Genomic DNA, 17,328 nt, shown 5'->3' on the forward strand with positions numbered 1-17,328 from the left:
GTTCAGCGCATCAGCCCTCACGAAGGAGGCACTTATGAGAATGCATCTTTCCACTGCAGCCGCGGGATTTCTGCTGCTGGCGGGCCTCGGTGCTGCTGCCGCTCAGGACGTAGTCATCGAGCCTGAACAGGAGACGGTCATTAGGGAATACGTGAAAAAGCAGCCGCTCGCATCGGTCAAAATCCCTGGAGTGGAGCTCAATATCGGCTCAACCCTGCCCGAGACTGTCGAACTTCATGAAGTCCCCAACACCAAATACCGCACCGTTGTCGTCGACAACCGGACCGTTCTCGTTGACCCAGGCACACGCAAGATCATCAAGATCATCGAATGACGTAAGCGACTGGGAGGACAGCCCGCCGTGCCGAAAGGGTGCGGCGGGCTTTTCTCTTTTCTGGAGGAACGCGATCTGGGGACAATGGTTCGGGTTGCCAACAAGGCGCCGTATCGCCGGATGAGGACAAGCCCGTGCCTTCGTTGTTGGTCCGATTGCCCCAGCGCTACGACGCAGAGAAGACACCTTTAGATAAGACTAAGCCAGCAGGCCATTATTGAGGGTGCTCTTATGAACCCGACCGGATTGCAGGCGATTGGCGATATGCTGAGCGGCAAATGCTACCTGTTTGAGGATGTGCCGCCGGAGACCTTCGCCGAGTGCCGAGCCGCATTCGCCAAGGGCCGCTTCTTCAACGAGCGCATCCGCAATCGATTCCGGCACCGCCTGGTCGGGACCTCAACAATTCTGGATGACCCCAGCCGTATGCGAAAGCCAACTCACCTATCCATCGAGCTTCAACGGCTCATGGTCGGGAAGATAATGATGCAGCACCTCGCCAAGGTTTCGCTTGTCGAACGTTTGGCCACACACTGGGCAGAACTCGAAATGCTCTGCTTCGTCCTTCGCAAGCGGCCCGTGGCGCTTGCCTTGATCCCGGTTGCGGGGTTGTTGGTTCTCTCTCGGCCCACGTTGATTGTCCCGAACTGTGACAGGGACGGCCCGACAGCCGCTGCGGAGTAGGCAACCGACCGTCGGGCCCAACCGGCGGGGTGTGGGCGTGTCCTCCGGATTTCCGGGAAGAGGATTGAAGGCCGCGCCAGATTGAGCGAGGCCGGACTCGCGAAATTCGCAATAAAGCGTACAATCCCAACGTCGTCCGTACCGAATAGAGGCATCGCGGACGCTTGGGAGCTGGCAGTGCTTCCGCCCTAGAGGCAGGAGGGCTGAGATGGCGAAAGCCCAGGCAGACGCCCAGGTATCGGTTTTTGACTGCGATATCCTGCGCAGCGCCTTCATAAAAACCGTGATCGAAGAGAATATCCCTGAAGACAAATGGCGGTCGGTTGCCGCGCTTTTGATCAGCGACTTTACCGGGAGCGATGACGTCGATCCTGACTTGCTGGAATGGATCGTGCGCAAGTAGCCAGAGCTACCCAGCCGTTAGTCTTTTGTCGCCTGCCACGCTCGTTGCTATGCCTTTTTGGGTACTAGAAAGCCAAAGGCAAAGTGAGACGCCTCTACCTGGATTTTCGCGAGGTCGCTAGCAGCCGCCCGAATTACATCGGCAGTCACCTCAAAGAATTGGTGTGTTGCATTTTGCCGGTTGACTGAGAGTTTCTGCCAAGCCTTCTTTTCTCCGAGGTATACGCTCCACGGACCGTGAACGACACGATTGCGAACGTGTTGAGTTCGCGCATCTGCTGGACGAGGCGACCGCGCTCGGCAAGGTCATTCGGTTCGGTGGTGTGTTGGTCGATGATCTGACCATACAGAGTGATTTTGTTATTCAAGTTGTTCGCTTTCCGCTGCTTCGGTTGGTCGGCGCGAAGCGCGGACAGCTGGAATTCCAGAAATCCAAACTGCATTATCAAGCGCCCTATCGGCTCGTAAAAATCGCTGTCGTAGCGCTCGATCATCTCCGATACGGATTTTGGACGTTCCATTTTCGTGCTCACACTGACGAAAAACGCAACGAGCCGATGAAGCGGATGCTTCAAGACGCCGCGCCGTTGCCGCACTCGATAGCGAGAAGGTTGCAAAGAGTCCGGCCGAAAGAAATGGGGCCCCTGAGCTAGTATCAACCCAATGTCAAAGAGTGGGCGTCCCCTATTGCCGACGCCCTCGTTTTCAGGATTATATTCCTCCCCCGTTGCGGCGAGCCTCAACGGAGATCGCTATGCCCAAAAGACCCCCGCCGACACCCTGGCCGCCCGCGAGACCATCTATGTCAATTGTGCGCACCCGATGTGCTGCAAATCGACGAAGCTCGACATCCAGGCGCTGATTGACAGGCTCGGCCGTGACCACGGCTCGATGCATGACGACCTGGTCGGGCTCTTTATCTGCTCAAACTGCGAGGCTGCCGGTCGTGATCGACGGCAGGTGTTCTTCACATGCATTCCTGACTACGAAGGCCAGCATCGGGCGCGCAATCGCGACTGGAAGTCAACTCTCGAACGAGGGGGCTGAAAGTGGCCGGCGCCACTTGGGGGGCGTTGGGGTAGTTTGCCTTGTCGGGCGCCGGCCTAGCGGATTGGGGTCCGCCGCCTTGATACTACCGAGCTTGGGGAGATCCGAGTAATCCCGTGATCGCGGAAGTCATTGTGGAGGAACTCAGTCCAAATGGTCGCGTTATGCTACCTAAGGATTTTTTCCGATGGCTGACGATAGGGACAGAACACCCAGCGGGACCCCTGACGACTCTATCGTTCAGCGCTTGGTTAAAGAGGCGAATATAACCGAAGAGCAGGCTCGCGAGCTTATCGCTCTTCTCGGGTCCGACTGGCCGTCACTTATGCGGGAAGCCAGATTTCTAACTCGAAAACGCTAGTCGCAGTGAGTTACGGCAATGAACCCGTGGCAAATCGATAACGTGTACGTAGAGAGGTCGCGGTTGCAGCTTGATGCCACGCGGGCCACGATTGCGGAGATGCGATCCGTCATGGAGGAGAGCCGGCGCATTCTCGCTCGATCCCAAAATCTTTTGCGCCGCATCCATCAAAAGGAAAGTTCCGCCGCAGATGCCGGCGACGACAACCTACATCGTAAGCGTGTTCGAAAACCGCATTGGCGCACGGTGCTGACCACCAAGGACAAGGCAAAGGCGCTGGCCGAGAGAGATCGGCGATAAGGTGCGGGTCGTTTGTTACCCGCCCGGTGTTATCACAATGATCCCCGCATAGGGATCATAAAGGGCCTTGTTCCCTCTTGGCCCCAGTTTGAGTCCGCTGTCTCCCGGAAGTGTCCAGTTGCGCAACGTTCGCGCTTTGGAGCCGTCGACAGCGGACCCGACGCACCTCCTAGACGCAAAACAGATCATCTGTCGGATGGCGAAGTCAGCTAAGCCGTGATGCCGACCGCTGGCCTGCCTCTGCGGTCCGATCCTGGCAAGATATTGTCACCTACTAGACGGTCCTCGGACGATAGTTTGGGCGGTATGAAAGGACCGGTAGCGCCGATCTCGCCTAGCCAATCCTCGTAGCCAGTGTTCATTTTGGACGTGAGTTCATCGGGATGATGTATCCCGGACTGGAAAAGGCTCGGCACCGCAATGGCACCGGCGAAGGCGCGCTCTCTATAGGAACATGGCGGGAACAAATTGGCTGATCCGTGTTGCAATCGTGTTGCACGGACAGAAAGGTACGGGGCGGGACATGCCCGGAATGCAAGGGTTTGCGCGCCACAGGGCAGGAAAACCCATGCAACAGGTTTCGGTCGCGATTTGTTCTGCATAAAGGACTGATTTAGTTGCGGAAACTGTTGGCTGGGGAACCTGGATTCGAACCAGGACTAACGGAGTCAGAGTCCGTGGGTCTACCGTTAACCTATTCCCCAGCAGGCGCGGTTGAAGAAAACCGCGCGGGCAGGGCGACGATGGCGCCGCGCGTGCCTTGTAGCCGCCGTCGGAAAATAGTCAAGCCTGCCGAAGGCATTTCAATCGGCACGTTTCATAAGGGCGTGGTTCAAAGCCGCCCCTCAATTCTCCCTCCGCCCGAGCTGCGAGTGCTCGAAATACAGCACGACGCCGAGCGCCATCACCAGCGGGATGATCAGGTAGAACAGCCGGAACACCAGCAGTGCTGCCAGCACACCGACCGGGTCCATATGCGACAGGCCGGCCAGGAAGACGACCTCGAACACGCCGAGCCCGCCCGGCGCATGCGAGATCTGGGCGACCGAGAACGACACCAGGAAGACGCCGAGCACGACGAAATAGCCGGGATTGCCAGCCTCCGGCAGGGCGAAGAAAATGATCGCCGCCGCCGCCAAAAGTTCGATCGGGCCGATCAGCAATTGCCGCGCGACGATCGGCAGGGCCGGATAATGGACCTGAAAACTGCCGATCTTCAATGGCCTGAGATGCAGCCAGCTGCCGAAGACATAGGCCGCCACCACGAGCAGCATTGCGACGCCCGCGGCCATGGTCAGGCCATGGTGCGGTATGCCGGAGAACCGGTCGATGATTTTGGGCTCGAAGACCAGCACGAAGCCGGAGACGAGGATCGTCGACAGCACGAAAGTAATCCAGCAGATCGCCACCAGAATGCCGACGTCCTGTCCGGTCAGCCCCCTGGTTCCGTAAGCGCGGTAGCGGATCACCGCGCCTGAAAATACCGAGCCGCCGATATTGTGCGACAGCGCGTAGGTGGTGAAGGAGCACAGGGTGACGAACAGCCACGACACTTTCTTGCCGATATGCAGCAGCGCGATGTGATCATAGCCGGCCAGCGACGCATAGGCGACGACCGAGCTCAACGCGGCGAGCACCCAGCCGCGGGCAGGGATGGCGACGATGCCGTCCCAGACGTCGTCGAGCGAGATGCCGCGCAGCTCGTGCAGCAGCAGCCATAGCGAGAAGACGACCGCCGCAACGCCGACGACCGGCCAGAAATAACGCCTCCAGTTCATGGCGTGACGATCATGCGTTGCAGCCCCGTTGCCCGTTCGGTTCGCGTCAGGAAAACTGCCCGCGATTTCGAATGTTTCATACCCGCCATTTCAGAAATGCCTTATCGAAGCCGGCTATTCAACCGGCAAGGCGCTGCTGCGGGAGAAGGAAAGGCTGGCGATCCTTCGCGACCCCCTCTGTCCTGCCGGACATCTCCCCCACAAGGAGGGAGATTGGCAGCTTTGGCGCTCCGCCCGTTTCTGCGACGGTAGGGATTGGCGAAAGCGGCGGTGACGGCCGACCTCCCCCAAGTGGGGAGATGCCAAGTTTTGGCAAAGAGGGCAGGACAGAGGGGGCGCTGTCCCGCCATCATCGGGCCGAGCGGAGCGGCGAGGCAATGCCGCCGACAAATTCGACCCCTGCGCTCTTGGTGATCCGGCCCGGCGCTGCTAGTCTGGTGGCAACTTGGAACACATGAAAGCGCCTGCTGCGTCCGGTCTCCGGTTCGCGCGGCGCCGGAAGGAACTGAAGTGGAAGACCACGACACCGGCGCCGGCGCGCCGGAAGTGGGCGTGTCCAGGGCTTCGCCGCCGCCTTCGGGCCAGGCAAGCCCATCCGCCGGCCGGCACAATGGCCGCCCGGTGCAGCCTTGGTCCGGTCACGGACAGGCAGGCGACGCGTCCCAGCATCAGAATGGCCAGAAGGCCAAGACCAGGAAGCGGCGCAAACGCCGGCGCGGCCGCAAGGTTTTCGCGCGCGACGACGCTCGCCTCGCTGCGGCCGGAGTGGCGGCTGCTGTCAGCGCTCCAGCCAGCCGCCCGCCCGCGGCGATCGTCGCGCCCTTGCCTTTGGTTGCGCCAGGCCGGCCGGAGCCGGCTGCTCGCCGCCCGCCGCTGCAGGAACTGCCGGTGTTTGCGGCACTCGATCTCGGCACCAACAATTGCCGGCTGCTGGTGGCGGTGCCGACGCGCCACGGCCAGTTCCGCGTCATCGACGCTTTCTCGCGCATCGTCAGGCTGGGTGAGGGCCTCACCGCCAATGGCCGGCTCGGGCAGCCGGCGATGGACCGTGCGGTCGAGGCGCTGAAGATCTGCGGTGACAAATTGCGCGGCCGCAAGATCAGGAAGGCCCGGCTGATCGCCACCGAAGCCTGCCGCACGGCCGCCAACGGCGCAGAGTTCCTCGACCGCGTCGAGCGCGAGGCGGGGTTGAAACTCGAGATCATCGACCGCCAGACCGAGGCGCGGCTGGCGGTGTCGGGCTGCGGCTCGCTGGTCGACCGCGACACGCAAGGCGTCGTCCTGTTCGATATCGGCGGCGGCTCCTCGGAAATCGCGCTGATCGATCTCACCGGCCACCGCTCGCCGAGGCTCGCCAACCACATCGTCTCCTGGACGTCGCTGCCGGTCGGCGTGGTCTCGCTGGCCGAGCGTTTTGGCGGCCGCGCCGTCACCCGTGAGATCTTTGCCGCCATGGTCGAGGATGTGGCTGTGCGCCTGCACGCCTTCGACGGGCGCGACCGGCTGAGCCATGTGCTCGCCAGCCCGAAATTCCACTTGCTCGGCACCTCGGGCACGGTGACGACGCTGGCCGGCGTCCACCTCGACCTGGACCGCTACGACCGCCGCCGCGTCGACGGGCTGTGGATGGACCGCGACAGCGTCGACCGCATGGTCGAAAAACTGGTCGGCTGGGATTTTCAGCAGCGCGTCGCCAATCCCTGCATCGGCGCCGATCGCGCCGATCTGGTGCTGGCCGGCTGCGCCATCCTGGAAGCGATCCGAGCGGTGTGGCCGTCGGAGCGGCTGCGCGTCGCCGACCGCGGCCTGCGCGAGGGCATATTGAGCGAATTGATGGCCGACGACGGTGTCTGGCGCAACAATGGGCGTGGCAGAGCATGATCCCGAAAAGTGGCAGCCGGTTTTCGGAAAAGATCATGCTCAGACCAGAATGCATGATCCCGAACCGCAGGACCGCGTCAGCGAAAAGTGGCAGCCGGTTTTCGGAAAATATCATGCTCAAACAAGAAGTCAGGCAATGACCAGGAAACCGGAAAAACCAGGCTCTGCCGGCATTCGCGTGCTGAAAACGCGGATCAAGAAGAAAAGCGGCCTGAAGGAATCGTCGCGCCGCTGGCTGCAGCGACACATCAACGACCCCTATGTCCAGCGCTCCAAGGCCGACGGCTACCGCTCGCGCGCGGCCTACAAGCTGATCGAGATCGACGACAAGCACCATCTGCTCAAGCCCGGCATGAAAGTCATCGACCTTGGCGCGGCACCCGGCGGCTGGTGCCAGGTCGCCGCCGCGCGCACGAAATCGACGGCCGAACACCCGCATGTCGTCGGCATCGACTATCTGGAGATGGACGCGGTGCCCGGCGCGCCGGTGCTGTTGATGGATTTTCTCGACCCGCAGGCGCCGGAAAAGCTCGCTGAAACGCTTGGCGGCCAGCCGGACATCGTTTTGTCCGACATGGCCGCACCCACCACCGGCCATCGCCGGACCGATCACATCCGCACCATGTATCTGTGCGAGGTGGCCGCCGATTTCGCCCTGTCGGTGCTGAAGCCGGGCGGCCATTTCCTCGCCAAGACTTTCCAGGGCGGCGCCGAGAACGAATTGCTCGCCAGGCTCAAGCAGAATTTCCGCTCGGTCCACCACGTCAAGCCGCCAGCCTCGCGCGATGAGTCGGTGGAGCTTTATCTGCTGGCGAAAGATTTCAAGGGTTAAGCTGCCTCAGCTTTTTAACGCTGGCGGGACAGCACCCCCCTCTGTCCTGCCGGACATCTCCCCCTCAAGGGGGAGATCGGACGTCATCGCGGTCTTCGCAAACCTTCAACGGTGCAAGAGTACGCGGAGCGGCGAAGCTGCCAATCTCCCTCCTTGAGGGGGAGATGGCCGGCAGGCCAGAGGGGGGCGCTGTCCCGCCGGCACCAAAAGGTTCTGCACCGCCCGCCCTCAACCGCCCTGCGGACCAGACACCCCCAGCGTCTTCGGCGCCGTCAGCCCGCCATGTCCCGATACGGCGTTGCCGGCATCGGGCGCCAGCCGCATGAATGACAGCGATGCAGCGGCCGACACCGCCGCGACAATGAAGAACGCGACGTGGAAGTCGCTCAGCGTCAGCGCCCCGCCATGGATTGTCGTCGACACTTCCAGGACGCCGCCGGCCAGCGCCACGCCGAGCGCGATCGACAGCTGCTGGAACACTGCGGCGATCGGCGTTGCCCTGCTGGTGTCGGCGGTCGAAATCTCGGCATAGGCAAGCGCGTTGATGCCGGTGAAGAACATCGAGCGGATGAAGCCGCCGGCGAGCAAGATGGCGAGGATCAGCAGATAGGGCGTCTCGGGCGTCAGCAGGCCGTTGATGGCAATCGACGCCGCCGCGATCAGCGAGCCGAAGATCAGCACGCGGCGGAAGCCGGCGACCCGGAAGATCAGCGCGGTGACGAATTTCATGCCGATGGCGCCGATCGCCGCCACGAAGGTGATCATTCCCGACTGGAACGGCGTCAGCCCGAAGCCGATCTGGAACATCAGCGGCAAAAGGAAGGGTACGGCGCCGATGCCGATGCGGAACAGCCCGCCGCCGAGGACCGAGGCGCGGAACACCTGGTTGCGGAACAGTTCGAGCGCCAGCAGCGGATTTTTGGCGCGGCGCGCATGCAGGAGGTAAAGCACGGCTGAAACCAGCCCGACAGCCACGGTGAGGAAGCCGGCAATCGGCGGCAATGCCGGCAGGCTGACCACCGACAGGCCGAAAACGATGCCCGATGCTGCCAGCCCGCTGAGCACGAAGCCGATGAAATCGAGCGGCGGCGTCGGCGCCGCTTCGGTCTCCGGCAGGAAGCGCGTGGCCAGCCAGATGCCGATCAGCCCGATCGGCACATTGATCAGGAAGATCCAGTGCCAGCTGAAATAGGTGGTGATGAAACCGCCGACCGGCGGCCCGACGAGCGGCCCGAGCAATGCCGGAACGGTCAGCCACGACATCGCGGCGACGAGCTCGCTCTTCGGCGTGGCGCGCACCAGCACCAGCCGTCCCACCGGCGTCATCATGGCGCCGCCAATGCCTTGAAGGAAGCGTGAGACCACGAAGGCCGGCAGCGAATTCGACACCGCGCAAGCGACCGAACCGACGATGAACACGGCGATTGCGGCGCGAAACACGGCCTTGGCGCCAAAATGGTCGGCCATCCAGCCGCTGATCGGAATGAACACCGCCAGCGACACCAGATAGGCGGTCAGCGCCAGCTTGAGCGCCACCGGGCTGGTCTGGAGGTCGACGGCGATCGCCGGCAGCGACGTTGCGATAACGGTCGAATCCATGTTTTCCATGAAAAGGGCGACCGCCAGGATAAGCGGAATGGTGCGGTTCATGGAGCGCGTCCGGATTCGATTGTTGCCGACCGGGGCAAGCCGACAGGCAGGGCGGTTACCACGGGTTGCGTTGGATGTCGCCTTAACTTGCTGTCACATTTGTGCGACCGCGCAGCGGGCATGCTCGAAGCCGGCAAAGAATGGCGCCCAAATAAAAAACCGCCTCGGCGGCGGGTCGCTGGCGCAAATCAGCCAATTCTCGACGTCGGCACCGCCCCTCATCGCCCTGCCGGGCACTTCTCCCCGTATAGTGACGGGGAGAAGGGGCTGTCCGGAACCTCGGCGTTCTTTCTGCGACGCTGGAGATTGGCGAAATCCTTTGCGAAGGCGTCCCTCTTCCCGTCACTATACGGGGAGAGGATGCCGGCAGGCAGGTGAGGGGCGGCGCAAACCTGAAGCGATTGCCCGCCGGCCTGCCCAGGCAACAGTCAATCAGAGCAGAGCAGCGGTGAATGCCGGTCGCCATCCGTCACCGCGAAAGGCGTTAAGCTGAGTTCGCGGCCCGGTCGTGCACAAGCAATCGGCTTTTCAACGGCGACGGGACGTGTTACGAGCCAGCGCCAATCCTGAAAGGGAAGAAGACGAGTCGGCGCTGTCCACCCGGTCCAGCGCTTTTCATGCATTCCGAGGGCTGGCCATGGCAAAGATTATCGAAACGTCCACGGGCGCATTGGCGCTGACCTTTGACGATGTGCTGCTGCAGCCGGGTCATTCCGAGGTCATGCCCGGCGAAACCGATATCCGCACCCGCATTGCCGGCGACATCGACCTCAACGTGCCGATCCTGTCCGCCGCCATGGATACCGTCACCGAGGCGCGTCTCGCCATCGCCATGGCCCAGGCCGGCGGCATTGGCGTCATCCACCGCAATTTCTCGCCGGCCGAACAGGCCGAGCAGGTGCGGCAAGTCAAGAAATTCGAGTCCGGCATGGTGGTGAACCCCGTCACCATTGGCCCCGATGCGACGCTCGCCGACGCCCTGGGGCTGATGCGCACCTATAGCATCTCGGGCATTCCGGTGGTCGAGAATGGCGGCGCTGGCGGGCACACGGTCGGACGGCTGGTCGGCATCCTGACCAATCGCGACGTGCGCTTCGCCTCCGACCCGGCCCAGAAAGTCTACGAGCTGATGACCCGTGAGAACCTGATCACGGTCAAGGAGAACGTCGATCAGGACGAGGCCAAGCGGCTCCTGCACCAGCATCGCATCGAGAAGCTGGTCGTGGTCGATAGCGGCGGCAATTGCGTCGGATTGATCACCGTCAAGGACATCGAGAAGTCGCAGCTCAACCCGCACGCCACCAAGGACGTGCAGGGGCGCTTGCGCGCGGCGGCCGCCACCAGCGTCGGCGATGACGGTTTTGAGCGCGCCGAGCGGCTCATCGATGCCGGCGTCGACCTTTTGGTGATCGACACCGCGCATGGTCACTCGCAACGCGTGCTCGATGCGGTGACGCGGGCCAAGAAACTGTCCAATTCGGTCCGCATCCTGGCCGGCAACGTCGCCACTTCAGAAGGCACGCTGGCGTTGATCGATGCCGGCGCCGATGCCGTCAAGGTCGGCATCGGGCCGGGTTCCATCTGCACCACCCGCATCGTCGCCGGCGTCGGCATGCCGCAGCTTTCTGCGATCATGTCGGCGGTCGAGACGGCGCAGAAATCGGGCGTCTCGGTCATCGCCGATGGCGGCATAAAATATTCCGGCGATCTCGCCAAGGCGCTCGCCGCCGGCGCCAGTGCCGCCATGATCGGGTCGCTGCTGGCCGGCACCGACGAGAGCCCGGGCGAAGTCTATCTGCACCAGGGCCGCTCGTTCAAAGCCTATCGCGGCATGGGCTCGGTCGGCGCCATGGCGCGTGGCTCCGCCGACCGCTATTTCCAGGCCGAGGTTCGCGACACGCTGAAACTGGTGCCGGAAGGCATCGAAGGGCAGGTGCCTTACAAAGGACCTGTGTCCGGCGTGCTGCACCAGCTTGCCGGCGGCCTGAAAGCCGCTATGGGTTATGTCGGCGGGCGCGACCTTGCCGATTTCCGCGACCGCGCCACCTTTGTACGCATATCCAACGCCGGACTTCGTGAAAGCCACGCCCATGACGTCACGATCACCCGCGAAAGCCCGAATTACCCCGGCGGAGCCTAACCAGTTCGCACGAAGCCTGACGGCAATGATGCTGCGGCTGTCGCGCCACGCTGCCGCGCTCTGTTTTGTCTGCGCGGGGGTTTTCGTCGCCATGACGGTGATGGAGTTCCTCTATTTCCGCCAGCTGAGCGGCGGCCTGCCGTCGCTCGATTTGCGCTTTGCCGGGTTCACCCCGGACGAGGGCATGGCCTGGCTGACGGCACTCGGGCGTCGCGGCAGCGAGATCATCCTGGTCTGGCACTACCTGACCTTCGACCTGCTGTTCCCGGCGCTGCTGTCGCTGACATTGGTCAGCCTGATCCTTGCCGCCGGGCGACGGCTGAAGAACTTCCGGGCTCTGTCCGCCCAGCTCCAGTCGCTGTTCGCGCTCGTCCTGGTGCTGCCCTACACGCTTGCCGATTATGCGCAGAACATCGCGGTGGCCCGCATGCTCTCCGATTTCCTGTCGGCCAATCCGGACTCGCTGTCCTTCGCCTCGGCGCTGATCGTCATCAAATTCGCGCTTCTGGCGATACCGGTGATCGTCATCGCGGTTTTCCACCTGGCCGCTCAGAAACAGCGCTGACTGCCCTTCTCCCACAAGGGGAGAAAGTCTGGCGAATGCTACAAATCGAACAGCGCGATCTTGCGCTTGTCGAACTTGATGGCGAGCTCGCCGCGCACCAGTTTGAGCGCCGCCTCGCCGAACACGGCGCGTCGCCAGCCTTGCAAGGCCGGCACGTCGGCGTCCTCGCCCTCGGCGGCGATGCGGTCGATGTCGTCGCTTGAGGCCAGCACCTTCGAAGCGACGCCCTCCTTTTCGGCGACGATCCGCAACAGCACTTTCAGCAATTCAGCGGCGGCATTGGAGCCTTCGGGCGGCTGAAAACTCTTCGGCAGCTTCGGCATCTCTTCCCTGGGCAAGGCAAGCGCGCTGTTGACCGCGCCAAGCAGCGCCGTTGCCGTCGCCGAGCGTTCCCAGCCTTTCGGCGTGGTGCGCAGCTTGCCGAGTGCTGCCGCATCGCGCGGCGCCTGCTGCGCCACCTCGTAGATGGCGTCGTCCTTGAGCACCCGGCCGCGCGGCACGTCGCGTTCGCGCGCCTCACGCTCGCGCCACGCCGCCACCGCTTGCACGATCGCCAGCTCCTGCGGCTTGCGCAGCCGCATCTTCAGCCGCTTCCAGGCGTCCTCCGGATGCGGATCATAGGTTTCGCGGGCGGTCAGCACGTCCATCTCCTCGTTCAGCCAGTGGGCGCGGTTTTCCCGCACCAACTCGGCGCTGAGGTGCTGGTAGACCTCGATCAGATGGGTGACGTCGGCAAGCGCGTAGTCGAGCTGTTTTTCGGAAAGCGGCCGGTGGCGCCAGTCGGTGAAACGTGAGGACTTGTCGAGCCGGGCGCCGGTGACCTTCTGGACGAGTTGGTCATAGGAGACGCTGTCGCCGAAGCCGCAAACCATCGCCGCCACCTGGGTGTCGAACACCGGATGCGGCACCAGATCGCCGAGATGAACGATGATTTCGATGTCCTGGCGTGCCGCATGGAAGACTTTGACGACCGCCTCGTTGGCCATCAGCCTGAAGAACGGCTTCAGGTCGATATCGGGTGACAGCGGATCGATCAGCGCTGTCACCCCGGGTGCTGCCATCTGGATCAGGCAGAGAATCGGCCAAAAGGTCGTCTCGCGAATGAATTCGGTGTCGACGGTGACGAAATCCGACTTTTCGAACGCGGCGAGAGCGGTCTCGAGTTCTTTTTGGGTAGTGATGACGTGCATCAAATCGCTTTTGGCAAAGTGTAAGGTCTCCTTCAATTTCAGCCGCGCGGGCTTTCGTCAAGCCGCTGTCCGGGTTTCAAGACCTGGCGGGCCGTCATCATTGCCTGGCAGGCCCATCGGAATCATCGTTGCGCTTGGCCAGCCGGGCGAACACCGTCGATGTGCGCAAAAGGCCGATGAAACGGCTGCGATGGCCGGCCGGCACGCCCGATCGCACCTGCATCCGGTACAGGATGACCACGACGAAGATGGCGTAGACGGTGGCGGTGAACACGAACAGCGCGCTTGGCCCGAAATACTGCATCGCCGTCGAGGCGGCGAACGGCCCGCCAATGGCGCCGAAGGAATAGAACAGCATCAGCGCCGCGTTGATCAGCACGAACTCGCCCTTGTCGGCGCGGTCGTTGGAGTGCGCCGCCGACAGCGAATAGAGCGGCATGGCGAAGCAGCCGAAGATGAAGACGATCACGAAGTTGAGGGACGGATCGCTGCGCGCCCAGAACACCAGCGCCAGCGACGCCAGCAGCGCGCAGCACGTCGTTATCAGCAGCACCGAACGCCGGTCCCAGCGGTCGGACAGATAGCCGAGCGGATACTGGATGATGGCGCCGCCGAATATGCCGACGCTGACGAAGGTGACGACGTCGGTGACCGACATGCCGATCTGTTCGGCATAGACCGGCGACAAGGTGCGAAAAGCGCTATTGGTGACGCCGACGGCAATGCAGCCGAAGCAGCCGAGCGGCGAGATCCGCCAGACGCGGGCGAGGTCGAGCTTGACGTCTTCGGGCGGGGTCGGATTGGAGCGATCGCCGAGCGACACCGGCACCAGCGAGAGCGTGATCATGATCGACATGACGGCGAAGATGGCGAAACCGCCGGCGCCGACGATCGGGATCAGGAACTGTGCGCCGGTGACCGAACCGATGTCGACCATCCGGTAGATGGCCAGCACCCGCGCGCGGTCCTTGTTGGCGGCCCCGGAATTGAGCCAGGCTTCCATGATGGTGAACAGGCCGGCGAAGCAGAAGCCGCCGGCGAGACGCAACGCGCACCACATGACCGGGTCGACGACCAGCACCAAAAGCAATGTCCCGGCCGAAGCGATCGCCGCCAGCGCGGAAAACGCGCGGACATGGCCGACGGCCTTCATGATGTGGGTGACGGCGAGGCAGCCGAGCAGGAAGCCGGCGAAATAGAACGTCCCCATCAGGCCGATGGTCGAGGCCGAAAACCCCTCCTGCGCCCCGCGCAATGCGATCAAGGTGCTCTGCAGGCCGTTGCCGCCGAGCAGGATGCCGGCGGCAATAAGAAGCGGGATCAGCGGGCGCATGGAGGACATGAAGGAGGGCCTGTGGTTGATCCTTCTTGAACCATCGCCCACGCCAATGCCAGCGGCAATTGCCGGCGGTTAGCAGGCCAGCGCCGGCTATCAACGTATCAGTTTGATTTTAGCTGGGAATCCTTCGCGCTGCCGATGGCGCACTCGGGTGGCTTGCCGCCCTACCGAAGAATTCTGTTTGTCATCAGCCATTTGACGGAGCGGGGCCACGCATAATTCGCACCCATCCGCAGATCGGTAAAACCCTGCGAAACAGGTTGCCCGGTATCAGCGTCGAGGATGCGAATGAACATCGTATGCTCTGTTCGGCTGACGCGCGTTACGACGCCCAGCAAGGCAAGAGACGCGCCGTGCTCTTTGGCGATCTTGCTTTCACAGCCGCCGCAATTGCGCAGTCCGTGCGGCGCCACCGGCTGCTCATCCCCGGCTGGCACATCAAGCACTGTAAAACGCCCTGACTGGGAGAGCATGTCCTTCGCCATTTGTGCCGACTCGGACAGATAGCGCCTATCATGTTCATCCGGCGGAATTATGCCTGCGCCAGCGCTCTTGTCTTCCAATTCGAAAGGAAACACCTCGATGGACATCGGCTTTGTCTGTGCGTGTGCAAATGCGCAGGTGCCGACAAGCAGCATCACCAGGACAGTCAATGTGCGAATGCGCATGGTAGTCCTCCCGCCAATGTGACGGCCATTGTACACGGCTCGGCCACGCTGATCACGATCAGGCGGAGGAAATTCTACACTTTGACTGTGGTGCGGAGTTTTCACACAGCCACGGACGAAGCCGAAGTTCGAATCAAGATGCTGCCCGGGCGACGCCTGCCTTGACAAAGGCGGCCTCTCATGTGCTTTTCGCGCAAATTTTCGGGCTGGGCCATCATGCCTTGGCCGCAATCAGACATCCGGACTTACCCATGACAATGCATCGTTACCGCAGCCATACCTGTGCCCAGTTGAGGAAAAGCGACGTCGGCTCTTCCGTTCGCCTTTCGGGCTGGGTGCATCGCGTACGCGATCATGGCGGCCTGCTGTTCATCGATTTGCGCGACCACTATGGCCTGACGCAGATCGTCGCCGACCCGGATTCGCCGGCTTTCAAGATTGCCGAGACCGTGCGCGGCGAATGGGTCGTCCGCGTCGACGGCGAGGTCAAGGCCCGTCTGGCCGAGACCGCGAACGCCAATTTGCCGACCGGCGAAATCGAGGTTTTCGCGCGCGAGATCGAAGTGCTGTCGGCGGCCAAGGAACTGCCGCTGCCGGTGTTCGGCGAGCCGGACTATCCCGAGGACATCCGTCTCAAATACCGCTTCCTCGATTTGCGCCGCGACACGCTGCACAAGAACATCGTGGCGCGCACGAAGATCATCGCCGAGATGCGCAAGCGCATGGGCGAGGTCGGCTTCACCGAATTCTCGACGCCGATCCTGACCGCTTCGTCGCCCGAAGGCGCGCGTGATTTCCTGGTGCCGTCACGTATCCATCCCGGCACCTTTTACGCGCTGCCGCAGGCGCCGCAGATATACAAGCAATTGATCATGGTGTCGGGCTTCGACCGTTACTTCCAGATAGCGCCTTGCTTCCGCGACGAGGACCCGCGCGCCGACCGGCTGCCGGGCGAATTCTACCAACTCGACCTGGAAATGAGCTTCGTCGAGCAGGACGACATTCTGGCGACCATGGAGCCGGTGATGCGGGGCGTGTTCGAGACCTTTGCCGCCGGCAAGCCGGTGACGCAGGAGTTTCCGCGCATCGCCTATGACGTCGCCATGCGCAAATACGGCACTGACAAGCCGGACCTGCGCAACCCGATCGAGATGCAGGCAGTCTCCGAACATTTCCGCGAGTCCGGCTTCAAGGTGTTCGCCAACATCCTTGCAAACGACCCGAAGGCCGAGGTCTGGGCCATTCCGGCCAGGACCGGTGGTTCCCGCGCTTTCTGCGACCGCATGAATTCCTGGGCGCAAGGCGAGGGCCAGCCGGGCCTCGGCTATATCTTCTGGCGCAAGGAGGGCGAGAAGCTCGAAGGCGCCGGTCCGCTCGCCAAGAACATCGGCGAGGAGCGCACCGAGGCAATCCGCCTCCAACTCGGGCTTGCCGATGGTGACGCCGCCTTCTTCGTCGCGGGCGACCCGAAAAAGTTCGTCTCGTTCGCGGGCGCGGCGCGCACCCGCGCCGGCGACGAGCTGAACCTGGTCGATCGCGACCGTTTCGAACTATGCTGGATCGTCGACTTTCCCTTCTTCGAATGGAACGAGGACGAGAAAAAAATCGATTTCGCCCACAACCCGTTCTCGATGCCGCAGGGCGGCATCGATGCGCTCAACGGCGAGGATCTGCTCGGCATCAAAGCGTTCCAGTATGACATGGTCTGCAATGGTTTCGAGATCGCTAGCGGAGGCATCCGCAACCATCTGCCGGAAACCATGGTCAAGGCATTCGAGACTGTCGGGCTCAATCGCGAGACGGTCGAGGAGCGCTTCGGCGGCCTCTACCGCGCCTTCCAGTACGGCGCACCGCCGCATGGCGGCATGGCGGCCGGCATCGACCGCGTCGTCATGCTGCTGGTCGGCGCCAGGAACCTGCGTGAAGTGACGATGTTCCCGATGAACCAGCAGGCCTATGATCTGCTGATGAGCGCGCCGGCGGAAGCCAGCCCGCAACAGCTTCGCGAATTGTCGCTGCGCGTCGCCGTGACCAAGAAAGAGGGTTAAAAACCTCCCGCAACCGACTCTAAACGCTGTCGTTTTGCGCTGCCCCTCATTGCCTTGCAGGGCATTTCTCCCGGTATAGTGACGGGGAGAAAGACACTGTCACGAATGA

The 17,328-nt window shown here is 62.5% G+C and carries 16 protein-coding genes and 1 tRNA gene; 10 read left to right on the top strand and 7 right to left on the bottom strand.

Annotated features, from left to right (window positions below; translation table 11 throughout):
• The first annotated feature begins 34 nt into the window (after window positions 1-34).
• The 3 genes from AC0L18_RS17575 (at window position 35) to AC0L18_RS17585 (ending at window position 1,421) form a co-directional block, all read left to right on the top strand.
• Window positions 35-334 carry a DUF1236 domain-containing protein gene (locus tag AC0L18_RS17575; RefSeq protein ID WP_473493525.1) on the top strand — a complete coding sequence of 100 codons (300 nt, stop codon included), beginning with the start codon at window positions 35-37 and terminating at the stop codon, window positions 332-334.
• A 231-nt stretch (window positions 335-565) separates the two neighbouring features.
• Entirely contained in the window at window positions 566-1,018 is a 453-nt protein-coding gene (locus AC0L18_RS17580) for a KTSC domain-containing protein (RefSeq protein WP_473493526.1), read from the top strand.
• A gap of 208 nt (window positions 1,019-1,226) precedes the next feature.
• Window positions 1,227-1,421, top strand: coding sequence for a hypothetical protein (locus AC0L18_RS17585; protein WP_236378816.1), 195 nt, complete (start codon window positions 1,227-1,229; stop codon window positions 1,419-1,421).
• Window positions 1,422-1,566: 145 nt separating this feature from the next.
• Here AC0L18_RS17585 and AC0L18_RS17590 read toward each other — a convergent pair whose 3' ends face one another.
• Entirely contained in the window at window positions 1,567-1,941 is a 375-nt protein-coding gene (locus tag AC0L18_RS17590; protein WP_473493527.1) for a hypothetical protein, read from the bottom strand.
• A gap of 166 nt (window positions 1,942-2,107) precedes the next feature.
• On the opposite strand from AC0L18_RS17590, the gene AC0L18_RS17595 reads away from it, so the two are divergent.
• Together AC0L18_RS17595 and AC0L18_RS17600 are read left to right on the top strand one after the other, a co-directional pair.
• The gene (locus tag AC0L18_RS17595; RefSeq protein WP_473493528.1) at window positions 2,108-2,467 is read left to right on the top strand and encodes a hypothetical protein; all 360 of its coding nucleotides are present in this window, start codon (window positions 2,108-2,110) and stop codon (window positions 2,465-2,467) included.
• Window positions 2,468-2,891: 424 nt separating this feature from the next.
• The gene (locus AC0L18_RS17600; RefSeq protein ID WP_473493529.1) at window positions 2,892-3,128 is read left to right on the top strand and encodes a hypothetical protein; all 237 of its coding nucleotides are present in this window, start codon (window positions 2,892-2,894) and stop codon (window positions 3,126-3,128) included.
• A 630-nt stretch (window positions 3,129-3,758) separates the two neighbouring features.
• Here AC0L18_RS17600 and AC0L18_RS17605 read toward each other — a convergent pair.
• Both AC0L18_RS17605 and AC0L18_RS17610 read right to left on the bottom strand, forming a co-directional pair.
• A tRNA-Gln gene (locus tag AC0L18_RS17605) sits at window positions 3,759-3,832 on the bottom strand.
• A gap of 141 nt (window positions 3,833-3,973) precedes the next feature.
• Window positions 3,974-4,906 (bottom strand): lysylphosphatidylglycerol synthase domain-containing protein, encoded by a 933-nt coding sequence (locus tag AC0L18_RS17610; protein ID WP_473493530.1) that lies wholly within the window; start codon window positions 4,904-4,906, stop codon window positions 3,974-3,976.
• 510 nt (window positions 4,907-5,416) lie between these two features.
• On the opposite strand from AC0L18_RS17610, the gene AC0L18_RS17615 reads away from it, so the two are divergent.
• Complete coding sequence (locus AC0L18_RS17615; RefSeq protein ID WP_473493531.1) at window positions 5,417-6,787, top strand: Ppx/GppA phosphatase family protein; 1,371 nt, start codon at window positions 5,417-5,419, stop codon at window positions 6,785-6,787.
• Between the two features lie 136 nt (window positions 6,788-6,923).
• Window positions 6,924-7,619, top strand: a complete 696-nt coding sequence (locus tag AC0L18_RS17620) for an RlmE family RNA methyltransferase (RefSeq protein WP_236389620.1) — start codon at window positions 6,924-6,926, stop codon at window positions 7,617-7,619.
• Window positions 7,620-7,847: 228 nt separating this feature from the next.
• On the opposite strand, the gene AC0L18_RS17625 is transcribed toward AC0L18_RS17620, so the two are convergent.
• Complete coding sequence (locus AC0L18_RS17625) at window positions 7,848-9,269, bottom strand: MFS transporter (protein ID WP_473493532.1); 1,422 nt, start codon at window positions 9,267-9,269, stop codon at window positions 7,848-7,850.
• Between the two features lie 637 nt (window positions 9,270-9,906).
• Between AC0L18_RS17625 and guaB the strand changes: the two genes are divergently transcribed.
• The gene (gene guaB / locus AC0L18_RS17630; protein ID WP_027154663.1) at window positions 9,907-11,409 is read left to right on the top strand and encodes an IMP dehydrogenase; all 1,503 of its coding nucleotides are present in this window, start codon (window positions 9,907-9,909) and stop codon (window positions 11,407-11,409) included.
• Window positions 11,410-11,434: 25 nt separating this feature from the next.
• On the top strand, window positions 11,435-11,974 hold the full coding sequence (locus AC0L18_RS17635; protein ID WP_473493533.1) for a hypothetical protein: 540 nt from the start codon (window positions 11,435-11,437) through the stop codon (window positions 11,972-11,974).
• A 38-nt stretch (window positions 11,975-12,012) separates the two neighbouring features.
• On the opposite strand, the gene rnd is transcribed toward AC0L18_RS17635, so the two are convergent.
• From rnd to AC0L18_RS17650, 3 genes are all read right to left on the bottom strand, one after another.
• Window positions 12,013-13,164 (bottom strand): ribonuclease D, encoded by a 1,152-nt coding sequence (rnd, locus tag AC0L18_RS17640; RefSeq protein WP_023798439.1) that lies wholly within the window; start codon window positions 13,162-13,164, stop codon window positions 12,013-12,015.
• 97 nt (window positions 13,165-13,261) lie between these two features.
• Window positions 13,262-14,506 (bottom strand): MFS transporter, encoded by a 1,245-nt coding sequence (locus AC0L18_RS17645; RefSeq protein WP_023798438.1) that lies wholly within the window; start codon window positions 14,504-14,506, stop codon window positions 13,262-13,264.
• Between the two features lie 161 nt (window positions 14,507-14,667).
• Window positions 14,668-15,171 (bottom strand): DUF3280 domain-containing protein, encoded by a 504-nt coding sequence (locus tag AC0L18_RS17650; RefSeq protein ID WP_473493534.1) that lies wholly within the window; start codon window positions 15,169-15,171, stop codon window positions 14,668-14,670.
• 257 nt (window positions 15,172-15,428) lie between these two features.
• Between AC0L18_RS17650 and aspS the strand changes: the two genes are divergently transcribed.
• A complete protein-coding gene (gene aspS / locus AC0L18_RS17655) occupies window positions 15,429-17,219 on the top strand; it encodes an aspartate--tRNA ligase (protein ID WP_473493601.1) in 1,791 nt (596 codons plus the stop codon).
• The last annotated feature ends 109 nt before the right edge of the window (window positions 17,220-17,328 follow it).

The organism is Mesorhizobium sp. WSM4819 (assembly GCF_055811215.1).